Genomic DNA, 15,723 nt, shown 5'->3' with positions numbered 1-15,723 from the left:
AACAGCCGAAAGCCGACCCCCGAAGTTCCACAACTCGTCTTGACCCGGGGCCGTACAGGTCTTACGTTCACTATGTGTGGCCGGACGGGCCGCACCGCAGACGCGAAGCCCCCGGTTGTTCCCCCGTGACCGGGGGCTTCGTCCTGTCCGGTGTGCGGCTTTCGCCTCGCTTGACGCACTCGCGCGCTCACCCTCGGTCACCGGGCTCCGTGCCCCCCGCGTGCGCCCCGTCGCTTCACCCGTGCCCCCACAACCGCTCCACGGCACTCTTCGGCCCGGCCCTCCTGCGCAGGTACGATGCCTTGCGGCGCGGTCCCGCTCGGCGGGCGGCCCGCGTGTGGGAGCAACATCCGTGCGTGGCGCGGCGGTTCCACGCACAGCACGGCGAGGGACGAAGGCCGGCCGGCACGGATCGGCGGCACACCACGGGGGCACGGTTGTGGGGGACGTGATGGACTTCGGCACGCACGGCGCACCGGGCCCGGCCGACCTCGCCTGGCTCCGGGGGGTGGACGCCTACACGATGGGCGCGTACCCCCAGGCCGAGGAGGAGTTCAGGTCGGCGGTACGGATGGACCCGGGCATGGCGGACGGCTGGCTCGGGCTGCACGCGCTGCGCATCGACACCCCGACGGCGCTGTTGCGGATGTTCCGCCACCGCGACCGCTTCGGGGAGCAGCGCGCACGACACCGAAGGCCGCTCAACTCCTGGTACTGGCTGGGCTGGTGGGTCCAGCCCGTGCTGGAGAGCCCGCGTGACCTGCTGCTCGCGCACGCCTCGCACTGGCTGGACGGACGCCATGTCCCGGAACTCGACGGGGCCCTGACGGGGCTCGCCCCGGTGGAGACGGACCGTCAGGTGCGTTTCCTGCACGCCTGCCGCGCCTATCTGGTCAAGGACTGGGACCAGTTGGTGCGGCACACCGACCCGCTGATCGACGATCCGCTGCTCGGCATCGAGGCGGGTCTGTTCGGCGGGATGGCCCGGGTGCGCCTGGAGATGTACGGACAGGCGGAGCCGCTGTTGTCGGCCGCGCTCATGCGGTGTCGCAGCGAGCAGCCCCAGCGCAAGGAGCTGAGGTACTGGCTGGCCCGCGCGCACGAGGGCAACGGGCGCAGCGCGGCGGCTCTCCCGCTGTACCGCGCGGTGCACCGGGTGGACGCGGGCTTCATGGACACCGCGGCCCGGCTGGCCGCGATCTCCGAGGGCGACGGCTACCAGGACCTGGGCGAGGCGGCCGACCTCGCGGCGATCGCGCTGGGCGGCGGGGCCGGCCAGGACACCGCGGCCGGGCCCGAGCCCGATCCCGTGTTCGGCGGGGACTCCGGTGGCGGGGACGGGTTGCGCCCGGGGCCGGACAGCGGCGCGCCGGTGTCCGGGCAGGACCTCGGTGACGTACGGGAGAAGGCGTTGGTGCCCCCGGGGCCGCGGCGGATGCCCTCGGGCCCGGCCGATCCCGCGCTGCTCCAGGAGGCGCTCGCCGAGCTGGAGCGCATGGTGGGCCTGGAGCCGGTGAAGCGTCAGGTACGGGCGCTCTCGGCGCAGTTGAACATGGCGCGGCTGCGCACCGAGCAGGGCCTGCCGGTGCAGCCACCGAAGCGCCACTTCATCTTCTCGGGCCCCTCGGGGACGGGGAAGACCACGGTCGCCCGCATCCTGGGCCGGGTCTTCTACGCCCTCGGGCTGCTGGGCGGGGACCATCTCGTGGAGGCCCAGCGCGCCGATCTGGTCGGGGAGTACCTCGGGCAGACCGCGGTGAAGGCGAACGAGCTGATCGACTCGGCGCTCGGCGGGGTGTTGTTCGTGGACGAGGCCTACAGCCTGTCCAACTCCGGTTACGGCAAGGGCGACGCGTACGGCGACGAGGCCCTGCAGGTGCTGCTGAAGCGGGCCGAGGACAACCGGGGGCACCTCGTGGTCATACTCGCGGGCTACCCCGAGGGCATGGACCGTCTGCTGGCCGCGAACCCGGGGCTCGGTTCGCGGTTCACGAGCCGGGTCGACTTCCCCTCGTACCGTCCGGCGGAGCTGACGGCCATCGGCGAGGTACTGGCGGCGGACAACGGGGACTGCTGGGACGAGGAGTCGGTGGAGGAGCTGCGCTCGATCGCGGAACACGTGGTCGAGGAGGACTGGATCGACGAGCTGGGCAACGGCAGGTTCCTGCGCACGCTGTACGAGAAGAGCTGCGCCTACCGGGACCTGCGGCTCATGACCTGTCCGGCGGCACCGACCCGTGAGGACCTGTCGACCCTGCGGCTCGCCGACCTCATGCAGGCGTACGGAGAGGTGCTCTCCGGCCGGGGCGGGCTGCCGCCCGCGCGGTGAGCGGTCCACGGGACCGGACCGGCCCCTCACCCCCGAGCGGGGACGAGGGGCCGGTCCGGTGCCGTGGGCTCAGCCCGCGAGCGCCTGCTCCTGCGAGCTGGTACGGCCGCCCGCCGGGGACTCGGAGAGGATCACGACGGGGGCCGGGACCGGGTCCTCCGCGCGGTGGGCGGGATCGTTGACCTCGCCCACCAGGAGTTCCAGCACGTCCTCCAGGGTGACGAGGCCGAGCACCCGCCCGGAGGCGTCCGCGACCTGCGCGAGGTGGGTGGCCGCGCGCCGCATGACGGTCAGCGCGTCGTCGAGCGGCAGTTCGGCCCGCAGGGTCGTCATCCGGCGCCACAGGTGCTGCGGCACCGCCCGGTCGGCCTCCTCCAGGTCCAGGACGTCCTTGACGTGCAGGTAGCCCATGAACGCCCCGCCCGCGCCCTGCACGGGAAAGCGGCTGTAGCCGGTCTCCACGGTCAGTTCCTCGATGCGGCGCGGGGTGACGGCCGGGTCGACGGTGACGAGCAGCGAGCGGTCGAGCAGGACGTCGGTGACCGGGCGGGAGCCGAGTTCGAGAGCGTCCTCCAGCCGTTCCTGGGCCTCCGCGTCGAGCAGTCCGGCCTGTCCGGCGTCCTCGACGAGGTGGCTGAGCTGGTCGCTCGTGAAGACGGCCTCGACCTCGTCCTTCGGCTCGACCCGGAACAGCTTCAGCACGAGCCGCGCGCAGGCGCCCAGCAGGGCGGTCACCGGGCGGCACAGCCGCGCGAAGGCCACCAGGCCGGGGCTGAACCACAGGGCGGTCTTCTCCGGGGCGGCCATCGCGAGGTTCTTCGGGACCATCTCGCCGATCACGAGGTGGAAGAAGACGACGAGCGCGAGGGCGATGACGTAGCCGAGCGGGTGCACCGCGCCGTGCGGCAGCCGGATCGCCGTGAACACCGGTTCCAGCAGGCGCGCGATGGTCGGTTCGGCGACGGCGCCGAGGGTCAGCGAGCACACGGTGATGCCGAACTGGGCCGCCGCCATCATGCGCGGCAGGTGTTCGAGCCCGTACAGGACGCGGCGGGCCCGCGCCGACTCGGCGGCGAGCGGTTCGATCTGGCTGCGCCGCACGGAGACGAGCGCGAACTCGGCGCCGACGAAGAAGCCGTTGACGAGGATCAGGACGACGGCGAGCAGGAGTTGCAGCACACTCATCGCGCGGCCTCCAGCACCGGGGCGGCGGCGCCGCGCGCGGCGGCCCCGTCGAGCCGGACGAGCCGGACCCGTTCGGCCCGGTAGTGACCCACCTGGCGTACGTCGAGCCGCCAGCCGGGCAGCTCGGCGCGGTCCCCGGGGGCCGGGATGCGGCCCAGCAGGTCCGCGACGAGGCCGGCGACGGTCTCGTAGGGCCCTTCCGGGATGTCGAGGCCGATGCGCAGCAGCAGGTCCACGCGCAGGCTGCCGTCGGCCTCCCAGGCGGGGCGGCCCTCGTCGGCGGGTGCGGGGACGAGGTCGGGGACGTCCTGTCCGTCGTGTTCGTCGCGGACCTCGCCGACGACCTCCTCGACGATGTCCTCGATGGTGACGACGCCCGCGGTGCCGCCGTACTCGTCGATGACGACGCCCATGGGCTGCTGGCTGCGCAGCAGCGCGAGCAGGCGGCGCACCGGCATCGTCTCGGGCACCAGCAGGGGGGTGCGGGCGATCCGGCTCACCGGGGTGCGCAGCCGCTCGTGCGGGGGCACGGCGAGCGCGTCCTTGAGGTGGACCGTCCCGGTGATCTCGTCGATGCGTTCGCGGTAGACGGGGAAGCGGGACAGGCCGGTGGCGCGGGTGAGGTTCACGACGTCCTCGGCGGTGGCCGTTGTCTGGAGGCTGCTGACCTTCACGCGCGGGGTCATGACGTGCTGGGCGGTCAGTTCGCCGAGCGAGAGGGTGCGCACGAACAGGTCGGCGGTGTCCTGTTCGAGGGCGCCGGCTCGGGCGGAGTGCCGGGCGAGGGAGACCAGTTCACCCGGGGTGCGGGCCGAGGCCATCTCGTCGGCGGGCTCGACGCCCAGGGAGCGCACGAGGCGGTTGGCGACCGTGTTGAGCAGGGAGATCACCGGGCGCAGCACGCGGGCGAAGGCGTACTGGGGCCCCGCGACGAAGCGCGCGACCTGGAGCGGCCGGGCGACCGCCCAGTTCTTCGGGACGAGTTCGCCGATCACCATCTGCACGGCGGAGGCCAGCAGCATGCCGAGGACGACGCAGATGCCGGGGGCGACGGCCTCGGGCACGCCGATCGCGGTGAACGGGCCCTCCAGCAGTCCGGCGAGCGCCGGTTCGGCGAGCATGCCGACGACGAGCGAGGTGATGGTGATGCCGAGCTGGGTGCCGGAGAGCTGGAAGGAGAGTTCCTTGAGCGACCGGGCGACGGTGGCGGCGCGGCGGTCGCCCTCCGCGGCCGCGCGCTCGGCCTCCGGCCGCTCCACGGTGACCAGGCCGAATTCGGCGGCCACGAAGAAGCCGTTGGCGAGGATGAGCAGGAATGCCGCCCCGAGGAGCAGCAGGGAGGTGGTCATACCGCCGCCTCCGTGCTGAGTCGGGGGGCGGCGCACGTACTACCGGACGATCCGTCCATTGCCGGAGGGTTTCACTCCTCGGTTCGAAGGGACCCCCGCGGGCCGGGCGGCCGGGCGGGGGCGGCGGCACTCGGCGTGTGTCGCGCTACCAGATTAATCACGAAAGGGGGCGGAGTGTCAGGGGCGACGGCCCCGAGTCCTCCCCGAACGGGTCTCGGGCAGGACCCCGGCCGCTGCCCCTCGGGGGGCGGGCCGGGCTGCTGCGCCTCCGTTCAATCCCGTGGGGCGGTGGCCTGGGCCCCGTGTGCCTCGACGAGCGCACGCAGGGCGCGGGCGTCCGCGAGGGCCTGTTCACGGGCCAGTCCGGGCTGGATGCCGAGCGCCGGCAGGCTCGTGCCGTCGCTCAGGTTGAGGAACACCCAGGGGTCGCCGGGGCGCAGGGTGACCTGGAGGACCTGGGCCCATTCGAGAAAGCGCCGTGTGGTGAGGTTCACGACGGTGATCCCGCTCTCGGTCGCGACCACCTTGGGCCGGGCCAGCAGGAACAGCACCCCGGCCAGCAGCGCGGCGGTCACGACGAAGCTCGCGCGTTCACCGCCGTGGAGCTGTTCGAGCAGCAGGGCGACGACGGTGATCACGACGAACAGCGCCACGCCCGAGGCCAGCAGGATCACCCGGGACAGGGTGGGCCGGAAGGTCACGGGAAGGGCGGGCTGCCGGGCGGGGGCGGGCGTGGTCATGGGCGGGTCTTCCGGTGGGCGGCGGATCAGAGCCTGCAGGCGTGGATGGCCGTGGTGAGGATGGCGCGGGCGCCGAGCGCGTAGAGGTCGTCCATGATCCGCTGGGCCTCCTTGGCGGGGACCATGGCGCGCACGGCGACCCAGCCCTCGTGGTGCAGGGGCGAGACGGTCGGGGACTCCAGGCCGGGCGTGAGGGCGACGGCCTCCTCCAGGTGCTCGACGCGGCAGTCGTAGTCCATCATCACGTAGGAGCGGGCCACCAGGACGCCCTGGAGTCGCCGCAGGAAGCGCTGGACGCGCTCGTCGTCGGCGGGGGCGCCGGTGCGGCGGATCACGACGGCCTCGGAGGTGAGGATCGGCTCGCCGACCACCTCCAGACCCGCGTTGCGCAGTGAGGTGCCGGTCTCGACGACGTCGGCGATGACCTGGGCGACGCCCAGTTCGATCGCGGTCTCCACAGCGCCGTCGAGGTGCACCACGGAGGCGTCGACCCCGGCGTCGGCCAGGTGCTTGGCGACGATCCCCTCGTACGAGGTGGCGACCGTGAGGCCGTCGAAGCCCTGGGGGGCGCGGGCGTCCGTCACCGTGCCGGGGCGGGTCGCGTAGCGGAAGGTGGAGCGGGCGAAGCCGAGCGGCAGGATCTCCTCGGCGTCCGCGCCGGAGTCCAGCAGCAGGTCGCGGCCGGTGATGCCGATGTCGAGCTTTCCGGAGGACACGTAGATCGCGATGTCGCGGGGGCGGAGGTAGAAGAACTCGACCTCGTTCTCCGGGTCGACCAGGACCAGTTCCTTGGACTCCTTGCGCTGCTGGTAGCCGGCCTCATGGAGCATCGCCGACGCAGGTCCGGAGAGGGAACCCTTGTTGGGCACGGCGATGCGCAGCATGGCGGGGAGGTCCTTTGCGAAAGGGGTACGGGGGGATTACGGGGTGATGCTCGGAGGGTTCTTCGCGCGCGGCGCGCACCGCGCCGGTCTCCCGGCGGGGCCCGAAGGGTTCACAGGGGTGCGCGCCCGGTCACGGACGCGCACAGCGCCTGTCACAGATGCGCGTACACGTCGTCGAGGCCGATTCCGGTGGCGACCATCATCACCTGTACGTGGTACAGGAGTTGGGAGATCTCCTCGGCGGCGGCCTCCTTGCCCTCGTGCTCGGCGGCCATCCAGACCTCGGCGGCCTCCTCGACGACCTTCTTGCCGATGGCATGGACGCCCTTGTCGACCAGCTCGGCGGTGCGGGAGGTGGCGGGGTCGCCGTGGGCGGCCTTCTGCTGGAGCTCGGTGAACAGCTCCTCGAACGTCTTCTTGGACATGGTGTCCCTCACCTTACGCGGCCGGGCGGCCCCGGCGCTAAGCCGGGTCCGCCGCCGCTCACGATGCGGACAGGGCGCGGGCGGGCGACGGCCCGCCCGGCGCCGGAGGCTCAGCGCCAGGGTTCGACGACACCGCGCAGGACGGTGGCGGTCGCGACGGCGGCGGTGACCGCCTCGTGGCCCTTGTCCTCGTGCGAGCCGGGCAGCCCGGCCCGGTCGAGGGCCTGCTCCTCGTCGTCCACGGTGAGCACACCGAAGCCGACCGGGACGCCGGTCTCGACGGCGACCTGGGTGAGGCCCTGCGTGACCCCCTGGCACACGTAGTCGAAGTGCGGGGTGCCGCCCCGCACGACGACGCCGAGGGCGACCACGGCGTCGTAGCCGCGCGCGGCCATCGCCTTGGCGGCCACGGGCAGTTCGAAGCTGCCGGGGACCCGCAGCAGGGTGGGCTCGCTGATGCCCAGCTCGTCGAGGGCGCGCAGGGCGCCGTCGGTGAGGCCCGTCATGATCTTCTCGTGCCACTGGGAGGCGATCACGGCGACCCGCAGGTCCCCGCAGTTCTTGACGTTCAGCTCGGGTGCGCCTTTTCCGCTCACGCGCTGCTCCTGGGTGTGTGGGTGTCGGGATGGAAGGGGTGGCAGGACCTGGGTCCGGTAAAGCTCACTGCCGGCCGCACGTGGCCGGGGCGGCGTCGAGCCAGGGCAGCTCGTGGCCCATCCGGTCGCGTTTGGTCCGCAGATAGCGCAGGTTGTCCTCCCCCGCCTGCACGGGCATGGGCTCGCGGGCGAGGACGGTCAGTCCGTGCCGGGTGAGGGCCCCGGACTTGTCCGGGTTGTTGGTGAGCAGCCGCAGCGAGCGCACCCCGAGGTCGTCCAGGACGCGGGCGCCGGCGCCGTAGTCCCGGGCGTCGGCGGGCAGGCCGAGTTCGAGGTTGGCGTCGAGGGTGTCCCGGCCGAGTTCCTGGAGTTCGTAGGCGCGCAGCTTGGACAGCAGGCCGATACCGCGCCCCTCGTGGCCGCGCAGGTAGACGACGACGCCCCGGCCCTCCTCGGTGATCCGCCGCATGGAGGCCGCCAGTTGGGGGCCGCAGTCGCAGCGCAGCGAGCCGAAGACGTCTCCGGTCAGGCATTCGGAGTGGACCCGGACCAGGACGTTCTCCCCGTCGCCGAGGTCCCCGTGGACGAGGGCGACGTGCTCGACGCCGTCGGCGGTGGAGCGGTAGCCGTAGGCGGTGAACTCGCCGTGCTCGGTGGGCAGCCGCACCCGGGCCTCGCGCCGGACGAGGGGTTCGGCGGCCCTCTCGCCCGCCTCCAGGCTCCGCAGGTGGGCGGCCAGGTCCTCGATCGAGATGATCGTCAGTCCGTGCTTGCGGGCGAAGGGCACGAGTTCGGGCAGCCGCAGCATGACGCCGTCCTCCCCGGCGATCTCCACGATCGCCCCGGCCGGGCGCAGTCCGGCCAGCCGGGCGAGGTCGACGGCCGCCTCGGTGTGACCGGGGCGTACGAGCACCCCGCCGGGTCGGGCACGCAGCGGGAAGACGTGACCGGGCCGCACGAAGTCCTCGGGTCCGGTGTCCGCGTCGGTGCCTCCGACTCCGTCGGCCAGGAGCCGGAGGGTGGTGGCGCGGTCGGCGGCGGAGATGCCGGTGGTCACGCCGTGGGCGCCGGTCGCGTCGACGGAGACGGTGAAGGCGGTGCCCATCGACTCGGTGTTGCGGCTGACCATCTGCGGCAGTTCGAGCCGGTCGAGGACCGGGCCTTCCATGGGCGCGCAGATCAGGCCGCGGCATTCGCTCATCATGAAGGCGACGATCTCGGGGGTGGCCTTCTCGGCGGCGACGACGAGGTCGCCCTCGTTCTCGCGCTTCTCGTCGTCCACGACGACGACGGGCCGGCCGGCGGCGATGTCGGCGACGGCCTGCGCGACGCTGTCGAGGACGAGCGACTCGTCCGGTGCGGTCCAGGGAGACGGTGCGGTCATGCCGGGGCTCCTTCCAGGGCGACGGTCGCGCGGGAGCGCAGCCACCAGTCGCGCAGGCCCCACAGGACGAGCGCGAGATAGATCACGTAGACGAGGCCGGAGAAGGCCAGTCCGCTGTGGAAGGCGAGGGGGACGCCGACGACGTCGACGAGCAGCCACGCGAACCAGAACTCCACGAGGCCGCGCGCCTGGGCGACCATCGCGGCGAGGGTGCCGACGAAGATGTAGGCGTCCGGCCACGGGTTCCACGACAGGCTCGGCACAGCGAGGAACAGGCCACCGAGGGCGAGGGTGCCGGCGGCCGTGCCGGCGGCGAGCAGCCCGCGCTCCTTCCAGCTCGCGAAGCGCACGGCGACCGAGCCGTCCTGGGCCCGGCGGCGGCCCCGGGTCCACTGCCGCCAGCCCCACAGGGCCACGACGATGACGAGGAGCTGTTTGCCGACCCCGCCGCTGAGGTGCGCGGAGAGGTAGGCGGCGACGAGGACGAGGCCGGACAGGAACTGGGCGGGCCAGGTCCACACCGAGCGCCGCCAGCCGAGGGCCAGGGCGATCAGGCCGATCGTGTTCCCGGCCATGTCGGACCAGATGACGTGCTGGCCGAAGACGGTGAACGCCTGCGAGTTGAGCCAGTCGACGGCGCCGTTCATCGCGCGCCCCCGCTGTCCACGGCGGCCGGCACGACCCCGGCCCTGAGCATCCGCTCGACGTACTTGGCGATCACGTCGACCTCCAGGTTGACGGGGTCGCCCGGCTGCTTGTGGCCGAGGGTGGTGAGGGCGAGCGTCGTGGGGATGAGGCTGATGGTGAAGTGGTCCTCCGCCGCGTCGACGACGGTCAGGCTCACCCCGTCGACGGTGACGGAGCCCTTCTCCACGACGTACCGGGACAGCTCCCCGGGCAGGGAGACGGTGACGAGCTCCCAGTGCTCGGAGGGTTCGCGGCGCAGGACGGTGCCGGTGCCGTCGACGTGTCCCTGGACGATGTGTCCGCCCAGGCGGTCGCCGACCGCCGTGGGACGTTCGAGGTTGACCCGGGAGCCGGGGGCGAGCGCGCCGAGGCTGGAGCGCTTGAGGGTCTCGGCCATGACGTCGGCGGTGAACTCCTCCCCCTCCTGCTCGACGACGGTCAGACACACCCCGTTGACGGCGATGGAGTCCCCGTGCCGTGCCCCTTCGGTGACGACGGGGCCGCGCAGCCGGAAGCGGGAGGCGTCGCCGAGGTTCTCGACGGCGGTGACCTGACCCAGTTCTTCGACGATTCCGGTGAACACTCAGTGCTCCTTCTGGGCAGTGGTGGGGACGGCGGTGACGCGCAGATCGGGCCCGACGCGGACGGCCTCGGTCATGTCGAGCCGCAACGCCTCGGTGATGGTGGAGATTCCGCCGCCCTCCAGGGCGGCGGGCCCGGCGCCGAGCAGGGCGGGCGCGAGGTAGCCGACGACCCGGTCGAGGAGCCCCGCGGCCAGGAGCGCCCCGGCGAGCCCCGCCCCGCCCTCGACCAGCACCCCGCGCACCTCGCGGGCGTGGAGGGCGGCCAGCAGGGCGTCCAGGTCCAAGCCGCCGCGCGCGGCGCGCGGCAGGCGCAGGAGTTCGGCTCCGGTCCCCGGGTCGGGTGCGTCCTGGGCGAGGGCGATCAGGGTGGGCGCCGCCCCGTCGAGGACCCGGGCGCCGGGACGTACGGCGGTGCCCTCGGTGTCGAGCACGACGCGCAGCGGCTGGCGGGCGCCCTCGATCCCGCGTACGGCCAGGTGGGGGTCGTCGGCGCGGGCGGTACCGGAGCCGACGAGGACGGCGTCGGCCTCGGCGCGCAGCCGGTGTACGTCGGCGCGGGCCTCGGCGGAGGAGATCCAGCGGCTGCTTCCGTCGGCGGCGGCGGTACGGCCGTCGAGGGTCGCGGCGTACTTCCAGGTCAGGTGCGGCCGGTGCAGCCGTACCGAGGTCAGCCAGGGCGCGTTGACCTCGGCGGCCTCGGCTTCGAGCAGGCCCGCCTCGGTGTCGATCCCGGCCGCCCGCAGGGTCACGGCCCCGCCGGTGGCCTGCGGGGTGGGATCGGCGACGGCGTAGACGACGCGGCGCACCCCGGCCTCGATGAGCGCCTGCGCACAGGGGCCGGTGCGGCCGGTGTGGTTACAGGGTTCGAGGGTGACGAGGGCGGTGGCGCCCCGGGCCTGTTCGCCCGCGGCGCGCAGGGCGTGGACCTCGGCGTGCGGCCCGCCGGCACGCTGGTGGTAACCGGTCCCCACGATCTGCCCGGAGGCGTCGAGGAGGACGCAGCCGACGACGGGGTTGGGACGGGTGAAGCCGAGCCCGCGCGCGGCGAGGGTGATCGCCTGCCGCATGGCGGCTGTTTCGGCTGCGGTTGCCACCGGTGTCTCCTGCCTCTTCGGGCACGGACTCCGGGGCCTGTCGATGACGACAGAGAAACGGGCACCCCACACGCACGACAGCCGGACGCGATCCGCCCCTGGACGGGACGAGACCTACGGCGGCACGTACACATACGGGCCCGCCGCGCACTGCCTCCCATCCGGACTTTCACCGTCGGTCCAGGAATTCCACCTGGTCAACCGCCCACTGGTTTGTGGACGGGTCGCGGACTGTTACCGCCGGTTCGGAATTACACCGACCCCGGAGTGCGCTGCTGTTTTTACGCGTCCAGTGTGCCACGCCGCCCCCCTTCGCACAGAGGCCGCCTTCGTGGGATAACTCACAGCCAGGAAGGGATTACTCCGCCTCGGGGACACGCAGGGCGAGCAGGGCGGTGTCGTCGCTGGCCCAGCCTCCGTGGCGGGCGGCCAGCACGCGGGCGAGTTCCTTGACGGTCGCGGCGGCGTCCAGCCCGGCGGTGGCGGAGAGCGACGCGGCCAGTCCGGCCTCACTGGAGAGGGGTTCCGCGGCGCCGGCGGAGTCCCCGGGCCGGGGACGGCCCTCGAAGGCCCCGTCCGTGTAAAGCAGCAGGAGGTCCCCGGGCGCCAGGCGGTAGCGCACGTCGGCGAGCCGGACCGTGCTCAGGACGCCCAGCAGGCTGCCGTTGCGGCCCAGTTGCTGGACCCGCCCGTCGGCACGGCGCACCAGGGGCGGAGGATGCCCGCCCAGTGCGACGCGCCCGGACAGGCCGGTCTGGGTGAGGCGGAAGGTGGTGTACGCGGCGGTGAGGAAGCGGGGCGCGCGCTGGTCGAGCATCGCGGTGTTGAGCCGGTCAAGGACGGCCGCGGGCGACAGCGTCTGGCCCGCGTCGGCACGCACGGTGTAGCGGGCCATCGAGGTCACCTGCGCCGCCGGCACGCCCTTGCCGCACACGTCTCCCATCACGGCCCCGTAATAGGGGCCGTGGAGGTGGAAGAGGTCGTAGAAGTCGCCGCCGACCTCGACGTCCGTCCGCCCGCTGACGGAGGCCGGAAGGTAGGAGGCGGCGGTCTCCAGGCCTGGCACCGGACGCAGCTCGGGGGGCAGCAGGCCCTGCTGGAGGCTGTGCGCGAGGTCGGCCGAGATCTTGTGGGCCCGGCGGGAGGCGTCCAGCGTCTGACGCAGGTGGATCTCGGCGGACACCGAGCGGGCGAGGGTGGCCAGCGTCGTCAGGTCCGCCTCCGACCAGACGCGCGGGGACTCGTCGATGACGCAGAAACTGCCGAGTACCTGCCCGTCGGGGGACAGCAGCGGATAGCCGGCCCAGGCGCCGATGTGCATCGGTCGCACCGAGGGGTGGCTGCGGGTCCGCGGATCGGTGGCCGCGTCCTCGACCACGAACCGCTCCCCGGCCAGGCCGACCAGGAAGTAGCAGAAGCTCTCGCGTACCGGGTTCTGCCGGTCGTCGAGGGCGAGGACGTCCACGCCGACGCAGGACTTCCAGAAGGAGCGGTCGGCGTCGACCAGAGTGACGAACGCCCGGCCCGAGCCCGTCACCCGGGCCGCCAGCGAGGCCAGGTCGTCGAAGACCTCCTCGGGACCGGTGTCCAGCAGGCCGGTCGCGGCGACGGCGCTCAGGCGCGCGGCGTCCGACAGCGCCGCCGGGAGCCCGTCCTGCCGCACCCCCGCGGCGAAGTCAACATCTGTGGCCACCGGCCCTGACACCTCCTCGCGACTTTGTTCGAAACCCGGCAAATCATGGAGCCTACTCCGGTGCGGGCGTGACCGGAGAGTCGCGCTGTTCATCGTGCCTCCGCGAAGACCGCCTCCCGTGCGGCGTCGAGGGCCAGCAGCAGGGCTCCGCGCAGGACCGCCCCTCCCCCGAGGGCGGCGGCCCGCACCTCGGTGGACAGGGGGGTCATCCCGGCGAGGCGTTCCTCGACCCGGGCCGAGAGCGCCGCGCCGCCGGCCCGCCCGATCTCCCCGCCGAGCACGACACAGCCCGGGTCGAGCAGGGCGACGGCCGAGGCCGCGCCGAGCACGACCCGGTCGGCGAGGGCGTCGAGGAAGTCCTCCGCGCCGCTCTCCACGGCGGCTCTGACCGCCGCGACCGCCGCGAGTTCGTGCGGTACGGGCCGGGCGCGGACCCCGTGCGCGGCGGCGAGGGCGGTGACGGCCTCGGCGGCGGCGAGCGAGTGGAAGCCCCCTTCGCAGTTGTCGGCGGCGGGCAGCGCCCCGGTCCCCGGTACGGGCAGGAAGCCGATCTCCCCGGTGCCGCCCGAGGCGCCCCTGCGCAGCGCCCCGTCGAGGACGACGGCGGCGCCGACCCCGGCGCCCAGCCACAGCAGGACGAAGGTGTCCCGGTCGCGCGCCGCGCCCGCGCGCTGTTCCGCGACGGCGGCCAGGTTGGTCTCGTTCTCCACCAGGACGCGGGCCGGCAGCCGCTCCCGCAGGGTGGCGACGAGGGCGCGGTGCCACGCGGGCAGGCCGGTGTGCCCCCGCAGTTCGCCGCTGGCCGGGTCGATCAGCCCCGGCGCGCCGATTCCGATGCTGCGCAGTCGCCCCGCCCCGGCCCGGCGGGCGGTGTCCTCCAGGAGGGCGACGGCTCTCTCCACGGTGGCGCCGGTGGAACCGTCCTCGAAGGAGGGTTCCACGGGCACCGAGGCCTCGGCGAGCGTCGTCCCGAGCAGATCGCTCAGGACGACGGAGACGCTGTGCGTGCGGACGTCCAGTCCGGCGAGGTGGGCCCGGTCGGCGACGATGCCGTAGACCCGCGCGTTGGGCCCGCGCCGCCTCGCTTCCGACTCCCCCACGACGGCGATCAGTCCGGCGGCCTGGAGGCGGTCCACGAGGTCGGCGACGCTGGGCCGGGACAGCCCGGTGAGCTGTTTGAGCCGGCTCGCGGTGAGGGGCCCCTGTTCCTGGAGCAGTCGCAGCGCGAGGCGGTCGTTGATGGCGCGGGCGGTACTCGGTGATGCGGGCAACGCGGGCCCCCTTCCCGTGGCGTCCTGGAGCCCGCAGGATAAACCCGAGCTATCAGGCAGGCTTCCTGATAGTTTACGGCGGCGCGCACCGGGCGCGCCCAGGGGCGGGAGCGGGAATGGAAGAGTCGAGCAGGCCGGGCGCGGCGGAGACGGTCACCACGGCGCCGGAAAACCCTTCGGCGGGGCCGCCGTCGGCACGGATACGCAAGGGCCGGTACGCGATCGCGGCGGTCTTCTGCGTGCACGGCAGTGTGACGGGTTCCTTCGCGACGCGCGTTCCGTGGATCCAGGACCACGCGCACGTCAGCGCGGGCCAGTTGGGGCTCGCGCTGGCCTTCCCCGCGCTGGGGGCGGCGCTCGCGATGCCGCTCGCGGGCCGGATCAGTCACCGGCTGGGCTCGCGGGCGGCGCTGCGGCTGCTGCTGGCGTTGTGGACGGCGGCGCTCGTGCTGCCCTCCCTCGCGCCGAACCTGCCCGCGCTGTGCGCCGGGCTGTTCGTGTTCGGGGCCGCCTCGGGGATGTCCGACGTGGCGATGAACGCGCTGGGCGTGGAGACGGAGAACCGGCTCGGGCGGTCGATCATGTCCGGGCTGCACGGGATGTGGAGCACGGGGGCGCTCATCGGTTCGGCGGCGGGCACCCTGGCCGCGCACCTGGGCGCCGACGCGCGCCTGCACCACGAGCTGACGGCGGTGGTGCTCACCGCGACCGGCCTCATCCTGTGTCACTGGATTCTCGACCTGCGCAGCACGCGGGACGCTCCGGCCCCGCCCCGGTTCGCGCTGCCACCGCGGTCGGCGCTGCTGATCGGCCTGGTCGGTTTCTGCGCGGTGTTCGCCGAGGGGGCGAGCCTGGACTGGTCGGCCGTGTACCTGCACGGCGACCTGGGGACCTCGGCGGGTGTCGCGGCCGCCTCGACGACGGCGTTCACGGCGACCATGGCGATCGCCCGCTTCGCCGGGGACGGGCTGGTCAACCGGTTCGGGGCGCTGCGCACCGTCCGGGTGGGAGGTCTGATGGCGACGGCCGGGGGCCTGCTGGTGGTGTTCGCCCCGCACCCGGTGGCGGCGATGGCGGGGTTCGGGCTCATGGGCCTGGGGATCGCCGTGGTGGTCCCGCTGTCCTTCGCCGCGGCCGGCCGCAGCGGCCCGAACCCGAGCCAGGCCATCGCGGGCGTCGCGACCATCACCTACACCTCGGGGCTCGTGGCCCCCTCGGCGATCGGCACGCTCGCCGACGCGACGAGCCTCGTCGTCTCCTTCGGCCTGGTCACGGTGCTGGCCTTCGGCCTGACGGTGGGCGCCGGCGTGCTGCGGTCGGCGGGGGGCCCGAAGAGCTAGGGGCTGTCCCGTAATCCCTGGTGGATCAGCGCGCGGCGTCAGATGTGGTGCGTCGCAAGGCGCCGGAGCGGCCGCCAACCCGCGCGCGTGGGGGGGGTGGGGCACCCGGGGCGGGGGCGCCGCAGGCGGGGCGCGCCCCCCCCGGGGTAAGGGGCCCCCCCC

At 73.6% G+C, this 15,723-nt stretch carries 14 protein-coding genes and 1 riboswitch; of the genes, 2 read left to right on the top strand and 12 right to left on the bottom strand.

All coding sequences use genetic code 11. From position 1 onward, the window contains the following. Positions 1-451: 451 nt before the first annotated feature. Complete coding sequence (locus ACFYMP_RS11270; RefSeq protein WP_388854155.1) at positions 452-2,329, top strand: AAA family ATPase; 1,878 nt, start codon at positions 452-454, stop codon at positions 2,327-2,329. 69 nt (positions 2,330-2,398) lie between these two features. On the opposite strand, the gene ACFYMP_RS11265 is transcribed toward ACFYMP_RS11270, so the two are convergent. From ACFYMP_RS11265 to ACFYMP_RS11210, 12 genes are all read right to left on the bottom strand, one after another. Next, positions 2,399-3,514, bottom strand: a complete 1,116-nt coding sequence (locus tag ACFYMP_RS11265; RefSeq protein ID WP_388854152.1) for a hemolysin family protein — start codon at positions 3,512-3,514, stop codon at positions 2,399-2,401. Then, positions 3,511-4,863, bottom strand: a complete 1,353-nt coding sequence (locus tag ACFYMP_RS11260) for a hemolysin family protein (RefSeq protein ID WP_388854149.1) — start codon at positions 4,861-4,863, stop codon at positions 3,511-3,513. The genes ACFYMP_RS11265 and ACFYMP_RS11260 overlap by 4 nt, the downstream gene beginning before the upstream one ends. 272 nt (positions 4,864-5,135) lie before the next feature. Next, on the bottom strand, positions 5,136-5,603 hold the full coding sequence (locus ACFYMP_RS11255) for a PH domain-containing protein (RefSeq protein ID WP_388854147.1): 468 nt from the start codon (positions 5,601-5,603) through the stop codon (positions 5,136-5,138). Positions 5,604-5,629: 26 nt separating this feature from the next. Beyond that, entirely contained in the window at positions 5,630-6,487 is an 858-nt protein-coding gene (hisG, locus tag ACFYMP_RS11250; protein WP_388854144.1) for an ATP phosphoribosyltransferase, read from the bottom strand. Between the two features lie 152 nt (positions 6,488-6,639). Then, on the bottom strand, positions 6,640-6,912 hold the full coding sequence (locus tag ACFYMP_RS11245; protein WP_388854142.1) for a phosphoribosyl-ATP diphosphatase: 273 nt from the start codon (positions 6,910-6,912) through the stop codon (positions 6,640-6,642). Positions 6,913-7,022: 110 nt separating this feature from the next. Then, the gene (gene ribH, locus ACFYMP_RS11240; protein ID WP_388854140.1) at positions 7,023-7,508 is read right to left on the bottom strand and encodes a 6,7-dimethyl-8-ribityllumazine synthase; all 486 of its coding nucleotides are present in this window, start codon (positions 7,506-7,508) and stop codon (positions 7,023-7,025) included. 64 nt (positions 7,509-7,572) lie between these two features. Then, complete coding sequence (locus ACFYMP_RS11235; protein ID WP_388854138.1) at positions 7,573-8,892, bottom strand: bifunctional 3,4-dihydroxy-2-butanone-4-phosphate synthase/GTP cyclohydrolase II; 1,320 nt, start codon at positions 8,890-8,892, stop codon at positions 7,573-7,575. Next, entirely contained in the window at positions 8,889-9,539 is a 651-nt protein-coding gene (locus ACFYMP_RS11230) for a nicotinamide riboside transporter PnuC (protein ID WP_388854135.1), read from the bottom strand. The genes ACFYMP_RS11235 and ACFYMP_RS11230 overlap by 4 nt, the downstream gene beginning before the upstream one ends. Then, a complete protein-coding gene (locus ACFYMP_RS11225; RefSeq protein ID WP_388854132.1) occupies positions 9,536-10,162 on the bottom strand; it encodes a riboflavin synthase in 627 nt (208 codons plus the stop codon). The genes ACFYMP_RS11230 and ACFYMP_RS11225 overlap by 4 nt, the downstream gene beginning before the upstream one ends. After that, a complete protein-coding gene (gene ribD / locus ACFYMP_RS11220) occupies positions 10,163-11,257 on the bottom strand; it encodes a bifunctional diaminohydroxyphosphoribosylaminopyrimidine deaminase/5-amino-6-(5-phosphoribosylamino)uracil reductase RibD (protein ID WP_388854129.1) in 1,095 nt (364 codons plus the stop codon). Between the two features lie 143 nt (positions 11,258-11,400). Next, positions 11,401-11,532, bottom strand: a riboswitch (FMN riboswitch). Between the two features lie 83 nt (positions 11,533-11,615). Further along, on the bottom strand, positions 11,616-12,950 hold the full coding sequence (locus ACFYMP_RS11215) for a PP2C family protein-serine/threonine phosphatase (RefSeq protein WP_388854126.1): 1,335 nt from the start codon (positions 12,948-12,950) through the stop codon (positions 11,616-11,618). Positions 12,951-13,039: 89 nt separating this feature from the next. Next, on the bottom strand, positions 13,040-14,221 hold the full coding sequence (locus tag ACFYMP_RS11210; protein WP_388854123.1) for an ROK family transcriptional regulator: 1,182 nt from the start codon (positions 14,219-14,221) through the stop codon (positions 13,040-13,042). A 116-nt stretch (positions 14,222-14,337) separates the two neighbouring features. Here ACFYMP_RS11210 and ACFYMP_RS11205 point away from each other — a divergent pair, with 116 nt between their 5' ends. Next, complete coding sequence (locus ACFYMP_RS11205) at positions 14,338-15,561, top strand: MFS transporter (RefSeq protein ID WP_388854120.1); 1,224 nt, start codon at positions 14,338-14,340, stop codon at positions 15,559-15,561. Positions 15,562-15,723 lie beyond the last annotated feature (162 nt).

Source organism: Streptomyces sp. NPDC007088 (assembly GCF_042869355.1).
GTDB lineage: Bacteria > Actinomycetota > Actinomycetes > Streptomycetales > Streptomycetaceae > Streptomyces.
This window is presented reverse-complemented; position numbering and strand designations above follow the sequence as displayed.